This is a genomic window from Sulfurimonas sp. (genome assembly GCF_047622445.1).
Classification (GTDB): Bacteria; Campylobacterota; Campylobacteria; order Campylobacterales; family Sulfurimonadaceae; genus Sulfurimonas.
Genome location: NZ_JBLHOE010000042.1, coordinates 19,958 through 27,755 on the forward strand (window position 1 = coordinate 19,958; position 7,798 = coordinate 27,755).

At 29.7% G+C, this 7,798-nt stretch carries 8 protein-coding genes; 2 read left to right on the top strand and 6 right to left on the bottom strand.

The genetic code is table 11. The features are described 5' to 3' along the window. Nucleotides 1-8: 8 nt before the first annotated feature. The 3 genes from ACI9TV_RS10205 to ACI9TV_RS10215 form a co-directional block, all read right to left on the bottom strand. The gene (locus tag ACI9TV_RS10205; protein ID WP_415250689.1) at nt 9-1,532 is read right to left on the bottom strand and encodes an efflux RND transporter periplasmic adaptor subunit; all 1,524 of its coding nucleotides are present in this window, start codon (nt 1,530-1,532) and stop codon (nt 9-11) included. Beyond that, a complete protein-coding gene (locus ACI9TV_RS10210) occupies nt 1,532-2,752 on the bottom strand; it encodes a TolC family protein (RefSeq protein WP_415250690.1) in 1,221 nt (406 codons plus the stop codon). The genes ACI9TV_RS10205 and ACI9TV_RS10210 overlap by 1 nt, the downstream gene beginning before the upstream one ends. Nucleotides 2,753-2,865: 113 nt before the next feature. Then, nucleotides 2,866-3,237, bottom strand: a complete 372-nt coding sequence (locus ACI9TV_RS10215; protein ID WP_415250691.1) for a hypothetical protein — start codon at nt 3,235-3,237, stop codon at nt 2,866-2,868. Between the two features lie 457 nt (nt 3,238-3,694). Here ACI9TV_RS10215 and ACI9TV_RS10220 point away from each other — a divergent pair, with 457 nt between their 5' ends. After that, nucleotides 3,695-3,949, top strand: coding sequence for a hypothetical protein (locus ACI9TV_RS10220; protein WP_415250692.1), 255 nt, complete (start codon nt 3,695-3,697; stop codon nt 3,947-3,949). 51 nt (nt 3,950-4,000) lie between these two features. Next, nucleotides 4,001-4,165: a phage integrase SAM-like domain-containing protein gene (locus ACI9TV_RS10225; protein WP_415250696.1), complete on the top strand. Its 165-nt coding sequence runs from the start codon at nt 4,001-4,003 to the stop codon at nt 4,163-4,165. 76 nt (nt 4,166-4,241) lie between these two features. Here the strand turns inward: ACI9TV_RS10225 and ACI9TV_RS10230 are convergent, their stop codons facing one another. From ACI9TV_RS10230 to ACI9TV_RS10240, 3 genes are all read right to left on the bottom strand, one after another. Then, on the bottom strand, nt 4,242-4,946 hold the full coding sequence (locus ACI9TV_RS10230) for a response regulator transcription factor (protein WP_415250693.1): 705 nt from the start codon (nt 4,944-4,946) through the stop codon (nt 4,242-4,244). Next, a complete protein-coding gene (locus ACI9TV_RS10235; RefSeq protein WP_415250694.1) occupies nt 4,946-6,118 on the bottom strand; it encodes an ATP-binding protein in 1,173 nt (390 codons plus the stop codon). Before ACI9TV_RS10235 ends, ACI9TV_RS10230 begins: the two co-directional genes overlap by 1 nt. A 4-nt stretch (nt 6,119-6,122) precedes the next feature. After that, on the bottom strand, nt 6,123-7,798 hold a 1,676-nt coding region (locus ACI9TV_RS10240; protein WP_415250695.1), incomplete at its 5' end, for a putative bifunctional diguanylate cyclase/phosphodiesterase.

Sequence of the window (7,798 nt, forward strand, 5' to 3'; positions counted from 1 at the left end):
ATCCACCCTTAGTGTGCATGACCGGAGCCTGCGGCGGCTGGCGATACCGCTGAAAGTAAAACTTGGTACGCACCCGTTGAAACTATATGTTCACCTTCACTTACTCCAGAGAGTACTTCAACATAATTGCCATCACGTAACCCTGTTTTTATATTTCTACGTTCGAAGCTTTCACCTCCGATTTGAACATAAACTACATACCGACCATTATCATTTACGATAGCACTTTTTGGAATAGCTAAAGAATTTACCTTTTTACCTGTGTAAGCTTTTACCGAATAACTTGCTCCAGCTTTTAAATTTGCTATAGTGTTGTCAACTTCAAAATACAAAGAAGCACCTTTCGTTTTAGCGTCTAAAACATCACTAAAATAGAGAAACTTTGCATTTTTTTCTACTGAAAAATCAAGTGTGCGTTCACTTGTAATTAGTTCTAAACCTAAGGGTTTATTCACTTTATATATATCACTTTGTGGGATATTAACATTTAACAAAAGCTTTGTAGGGTTTAGGATATGTGCAATTTGATCTCCTTCATTCACATAAGACCCATCTAATGCTGAGATTTTACTCACTTGACCATCTATGAGACTCTTCAAAGAGATACCAGATTCTTTATTTGAATTGGTGTCAAAACGATTTAATCTTTGCTTGATATTTGCAAGTTGCGCTTTAGCAATATTTTGTTCTTGTTGAGCAATACTTAGGCGTTTTTGGGAAACTGCATTTTGAGCCTTTAGCTTTTGTAAACGTTTGTACTCATTTTTCTTAAGATTAAGATTTATACTTGCTTTTTTAAGTTCAAACTTTAATGTTGAGACATCTTCTTTTTGAGCAAGTAATGGTGTAATATATGCAAGAGACATATTTTTTTGCACTTTATTTCCTATATATGCCTTTTCATTGAGTGTAACAATTCCAGATACAGGAGCACTCATTAGGTATTCATGATTACTAGGAATTTCTACTTTAGCAAATGTAGAAATAGATTCTCTCAAAGTTTTACTTTTAACAATTTCTGTTGCATAATCAACTTTCCACTGTTGCTCTTTAAGGTAACTAATTTTAGCACCATCTTCCTCTTCGAGCAATGGAACTTTGTCTTTTGTTTCATAGACAGTAAAACTTCCTAAATGATGCGTGACGACTATGTCATTAAGCGAAACACTCATACTTAACTCAGCTTCTCCACTTTGTGTGGGTATAGCCACTGGTTTAAAGATACCTTCAAATGCAGGTGAAGATACGATGAAACACTCTTTCTTATTATTTGTGAATGTGAGACAAGCTTCTACACTCCCTTTTTTAAAGGCTTTAAATGTGTCCATATGTGTAAAATGTGCTAAAAAAGTAGATGCTTGATTCAGCACAAATGGGTCAAACTCTACAAACAATTCTGTTTGCTCACTATAATCAGTGATAACAATAGGTTCAAGAGACTTCTCTTGCTCTTGCATAATAATTTTTTTATCTTCACTACAGCCACTTAATAATGCTAAAAGTAGTAAAAGAAATATATAAATTTTATTCATTAGTTGTCCTTTAATAAATTAATTGATGCTGCATCACATAACTGTAACCAGTAAAAATTTGATTGTGCTACAAAATCTTGATACTCTAACTGACTTTGAAGATAAAGCGTTTGAGCATCTAAAAGTTCAAGTAAACTTACTTCACCGAATTCAAATGAAAATGTGTTTACTTCATAATACTTTTTGGCAGGTTTAAGTAAATTCTTTTCATAATCTTCTAATTGATTTAACTTATTAGTATAAAGCTCATAATAGCCTTTAACATCTCTTTGAAGTTTATATAACACCTCTTGATATTTGAGATTACTTTTTTGGATTTGTACATTATTCATCTGTATTTGAGATTCTTGTCTGTTCCATAATGGCACAGCGATACGAAAACCGACACCATAAAAATCATCTACTTGGTTGTTACGGTTAAAATCACGTTCTGAGTACATGTATAATTCAGGCGATGCATATCTCATAGCCTTTGTTAGCACAAGTTTTTCTTTGGCAACTTGAAGTTCATTTTTAGATTGAAGATATTCTGGACTTTGTTCAAGCGATTTAATTAACTCGTTTACTTGGACATTTTGAGATTTCATGTACTCTCCTGATACAATAACTTCACCCTCAACATGAAGTAATGATTGTGCTTCAAGTTGTACTTTTAAGTAACGGCTCTCTAAGCTTTTTATCTTAGTAATAACTTGTTGCTTCATAATATTTATACGTAAGGGTTCTAAACCAGAAATATCTCCAGAAGCTTCACGCTTCATAGATATTTTTTCTAAAAGTTTTACTTTTTTAAGTTGTTCTTCTAAGATTGAAAATTGTACTTTTAAAGTATGTAACTTTTGAAAAAGTAATGCAGCTTTGTACTGTACTTGCAAGACTCTCTTTTGTTTAGTTTTGAATGCATGTTCTGACTCAAATTTTGCTATTTTTTTCTTTGAATCATTTTCACCCCAAGTAGGTAGTTTCTGGCTTACTTCAAGATATGTATAGTCTACACCACCTTCAAGTCCATCGTCAAATGCCATCGCAAATGTGGGATTTTCTAACAATGTAGATTGAGTAATTTTTTCTTTTTCAATTAAGATTTGTGCATCATCTTGTTTAATACTAAACGATACATCTAAAGCTTTTTGTATAAAATTGTTCCAAGTGTAGATGCTATTGTTCTCACTTGCATTGACATTGATAATTATCATTAGAGATAAAATAATTGTTTTCATAGGTAAGGTTCCTTCTATTAATTTTACAAAATATATAGCTATCCAGAAGGTATTTTTATACACAGAAGTATATAAAGTTTTTCTAGAGAGTAAAGATAGTTAGTGTAATGAAATTAACGTGGAGGTGCGTGAAAAAGAATAGATTGTAAAATAGCAGTCGGAGGATCAACAAAGGTTTGATCGTAAAAAATGACTTTTGGAGTATATGAAATAACTTTTTTTCTTGAAAGAATAAAAAAGAAAAAGCTTTTACTACTGAAAAGAACCAGGAGTATGATAATACCACCTATAATGCCAAAACTCTTTTGAGAGTCAACATGTCCATCTAAGTGTAAATTCATATGTGCAATGGTTTGTGATGTACTCATATGTATACTACCGGCATGTTGATGGTGTTTTTTAACATCCACATGATAATGACTATTTATAGTGAGAGAAATTATAATGGCACTGACTAATAGTAATGCTTTTTTAAAAAGTATCATTACATTCCTTCGTATAATATAATAGTTTACCCGCTGATTATATCATAAAGTACCGTTTTGATTGTTAAAGGTTTACACAGTATCTAAGTATATTTATTCATTTTATAATTTACTTTGGCTTATAAAGTAGTGTAGATTCTTTTGCATAGAAAGTATATTGCTAACAGTCTCTTCAGCTCAATATAGATTATATATCTATATTAGATATTACGTATTTTGCAAAACTTAGTAGATCTAGAGCTAATTATTGTAAAAAAATATTGTAAAATTAAAAATAAATTTATTTAATAACCTATTATTGGGCTATATGAAGAATGAACTGATTAATCCAATAAGTCCACCAAACACTAACCCCTATAGTTTATCAATGTTACTCAACACTCATTAACCTACCTAGTATTGGCAATATTGTTGTACTAAAATTTAAACAGATACATACTGAAATACAAGGATTGATATGGGTCTTCGAAAAATCAAAGCTAAAAATAAAGACGAAGCACTAAAATTATTGAACGATAAAAGAGCAGAGCTAACGAAGGTTAGAAAAGAGATTAAGGAAGACTCCTCAAAATTACACCAAAGAATAATGAATGATAAATTAACTCTTGAAGATGTTGCCAAACTTTATTTTCCAACAAAAATAATAAAACCACTAAGCATGATTAAATCAGCATATTATAGACAAGTGAATCCAATATTAGGACAAACTTAAATATCCAAGATTAATACAAATGATATTAAAAGTCTTAGTAACGAATGAAAAATCAAGAATCAAGAATCAAGACACGGAACACTTTATAACCCGAGAACAATCAAAAAAATAATTACTAATCTTCGAGCTCTATTTAATTGGGCTATAAAAGAAGGATATATTGATGAAAATCTAATGATTGTAAAGGATATAATTAAAGTAGATAATAAAAGATGACTAAACGTTATATAAAAAGCTGAAATAAGAAAACTTATTTTACTCGTCTTGAAAATGGGGCGCAGTATATTATAGGTCAGCCTTTGATTAAAGTACTAATTTTATATCCAACTCCAAAATCATTTATTAGACTACTATGTGGCAGTTTTGCTTTTAACCTTTTTATAATACCTCTAATAGCAATTGGTGTCATTTCAAACTCACTATCATGACTATAAAAATAATCAATAATCATTTCAATAGAATGAAAATTTGAATTATCACTTATCAAAAGAGATAAAAGTACTTTTTCTTTTATTGTTAAATGAACTATTTTGTTATTAGCATATAATTCTAGTCTATCTTGATACCAGAGTGTATCTTGATTTATTCGTATTGGTTTTTTAACTTTATCATTGTTTTTAATTGATTTAACTGCAATATGTAATGTTTCCAAAAAATCCGCTCTTTTAACTGGCTTGAGTAAATAATCTACTAAGTTAAGTTTAACAGCATTTAAAAGTTTTTCTTGTTCACCATGAGCTGTTAAAATTATAATTTTTACATATTCATCCCGCTCTCTTATTTTTTTTGCGAGTTCTAATCCATCAATGCCTGGCATTGATATATCTAGCAAAAGAATATCCGGAAGATACTTTTCATAAGTAGCTAAAGCTTCAAGTCCATCACTTGCTTGATGCGCTTCATTAAAAAGTGTACTCAAATAATTTGTATAATTTATTCGCATATCATCATCATCTTCTGCATATAAAATGCTATATTCTTTAAAAACTTTTTCCATTATTTTTCATCTCCTAAAAGAACTATTCTTACTTCTGTAAATTCATATTCACTAGTTAGGTCTAGTATACCATGCATACTGTCTTCTATAATAACTTTAGCCATATAAAGTCCAAGACCAGTTCCTCCCATATGCTTTTTTGTAGAGAAGTATGGTTCAAAAACTCTTACTAGAGTATCTTGTTCTATTCCTCCTCCATTGTCTCTAATTCTTATAATTTTTTTATCATCAATGTGTTCTGTGATAATTTCGATTATAGGGTTTTTAACTTTATTGTTTTTAAATGAATCTTTTGCATTATTGAAGAAAATCAATAAAACTTGAATAAACTCTTTTTTATATCCAAAAAGTGTTATTTCATCTATAAAATCAGTCTCTATTTTAATTTTATCACTTTGAATTGTAGATGAAAAAATATTGAGTGCATCATTTAAAACTTTTCTAAAAGTAAATATATTTTTATAATTGTTCGGATTTATATAATTACGAAAATCTTCGATAGTATCTGCCATATAGGCAGTAAGATTTTCTATTTGATCGAGTCTTTGACTCAAAAGGTTCGCATGTTTTGTATCCGAATAGAGTGATGCAATATCTATAATTATAGAATTTATTTTACCAAGTGGTTGCTTCCACTGGTGCGCAATAGCACCTATCATTTCACCCATAGAAGCGAGTTTAGCTTGGTTAAGCATTAAAGAATCTTGTGTTTTAATAAGTTCATTTTTTTTCATGGCTGATTCTAAATGATTTTGTTTAGTTTTTAAAAGAGACTCTATCTCTTCATTGGCTATTTTTAAATTTCTTTCTTGTTGTTTTTGCATAGATATATCTTCTATTGAGAATACAATATTTCCTGAAGATATATCCTTTTTTAATAAAAATTTACATAAGAGTGACTCTTTGAAAGAATTTATAAAAGTATACTCATCATTAATAGGTTCTTCTTCTCCTAACTTCATAAAGAAAAATTCATACCACAGAGTATAAATATACTCATCTAAAAAGATTACGGATAATCCATTAACTACAAGTTCATCTTTTGTTATTGATAATATTTCTAAAAATTGTTGAGAACAGTCTACAAAGGATGCATCTTTATCCAGTATACAAATGCCAATATTTGAATTGTCAACAATAAGCTTTAATGTGTCATTATCAATACTATTCAAAAAATTACTTTTTCATATCTTTTACATAGGCTAAAGTTTTATCTAAAGTCAAGGGCCTTGAGATTAAATAACCTTGAACTATAGGACATCTTCGCTCAATTAAAAAATCCCTTGTTTGTTCTGTTTCAACACCTTCTGCAATAACGCTTTTTTTCATAACTTTAGCCATTGCAATGATTGTAGAAACAAGTTCCTCATCATCTTTATCTCCTGGAACATCGTTTATAAAGGATCTGTCTATTTTTATTTCATCTACTCTTAAAGTTTTTATAGCATTTAAAGCTGAGTACCCAGTACCAAAGTCATCCAAAGAAATTTTAAACCCTAAGGCTTTAATTTGATTAATAATATTTTGTGTATTTTGTAAGTTACTCATCGCTGATGTTTCTGTTATCTCAATTTTAATAATTTTTGCCAAATCATTATTCTTCTTGATAAAATACTCTAAAGTATCTACAAAGTCTTGATTCATTTGTACATGAGAAACATTTACTGCAATAGTAAAATTACTATTAAATACTTTTTGAATTTTTTCATAATCCTCAATTGCCTGTGCTATTACCCATTTTCCAATAGGAATAATGAGTTTTGATTCTTCGGCATAAGGGATAAAATCATCTGGACCAATAAGCCCTTTTATTTCATGTTTCCATCGCAATAGTGCTTCAAAACCTAAAAGTTTATTATCCATAATATCATACTGAGGCTGATAAACTAAATAAAAGTCATTATTACTTAAGGCAATATTTAAGTCATTATGTAAACTTGAAAGTGCTTTTACACTTTCTTCCATACTCTTAGAAAATAAGCTGTAACTATTTTTGCCAGCTGTTTTAGACTCATACATAGCTATATCAGCATTTTTCAGAAGTACATCTACTTCAATGCTGTCTTGTGGATACATACTAATTCCTATACTACAACTGATATAATGACTATGGACATCAACATTATATGGCAACTGCAATTTATCTAAAATATTTTGGGCAATCATATGAATATTTTCTATATTATCTACATCATTAGCAACTACTATAAACTCATCACCACCTAATCGTGCTACTATATCTGTCTCTCGCAGAACACTTTGTAGTCTTTTAGCCGTTATTTTTAAAACTTCATCACCAACATCGTGTCCATGGGTGTCATTTATCTGCTTAAACCTATCTAAATCTATAAATAAAGTAGCAAATTGACTTTTATTTCGTTTTGCAGATTTAACAAATTGCTTCATTTGTTCATTGAGTAATAAGCGATTTGGAAGTTTTGTTAATTGATCATAATGAGCTAAGTTTTCAAGCTTATTTTGGTTTTTTTTGATTTCAGAAAAATCTGAAAAAACTGCAACATATTGAATAACCTTATTGTCTTCATCATATATGGAAGAGATTGCTAACCATTCTGGGTACATAGTTCCATCTTTCTTTTTGTTCCATATTTCACCTTTCCAAAGACCTTTATTGAGTATGTCACTCCACATCTGTTTATAAAACTTCTTATCTTGTTTTCCTGATTGCAAGAGAGATGGATTTTTCCCTAAAACTTCTTTAGCTGAGTAACCTGTAATCTTTAAAAATCCATCATTTGCAGAGATAATTGATCCATCCAAAGCAGTTATTAAAATTCCTTCTGTTGTATGCTCAAAAACTTTTGAACTTTGCTTTAGTTGAAGTTCTAGTA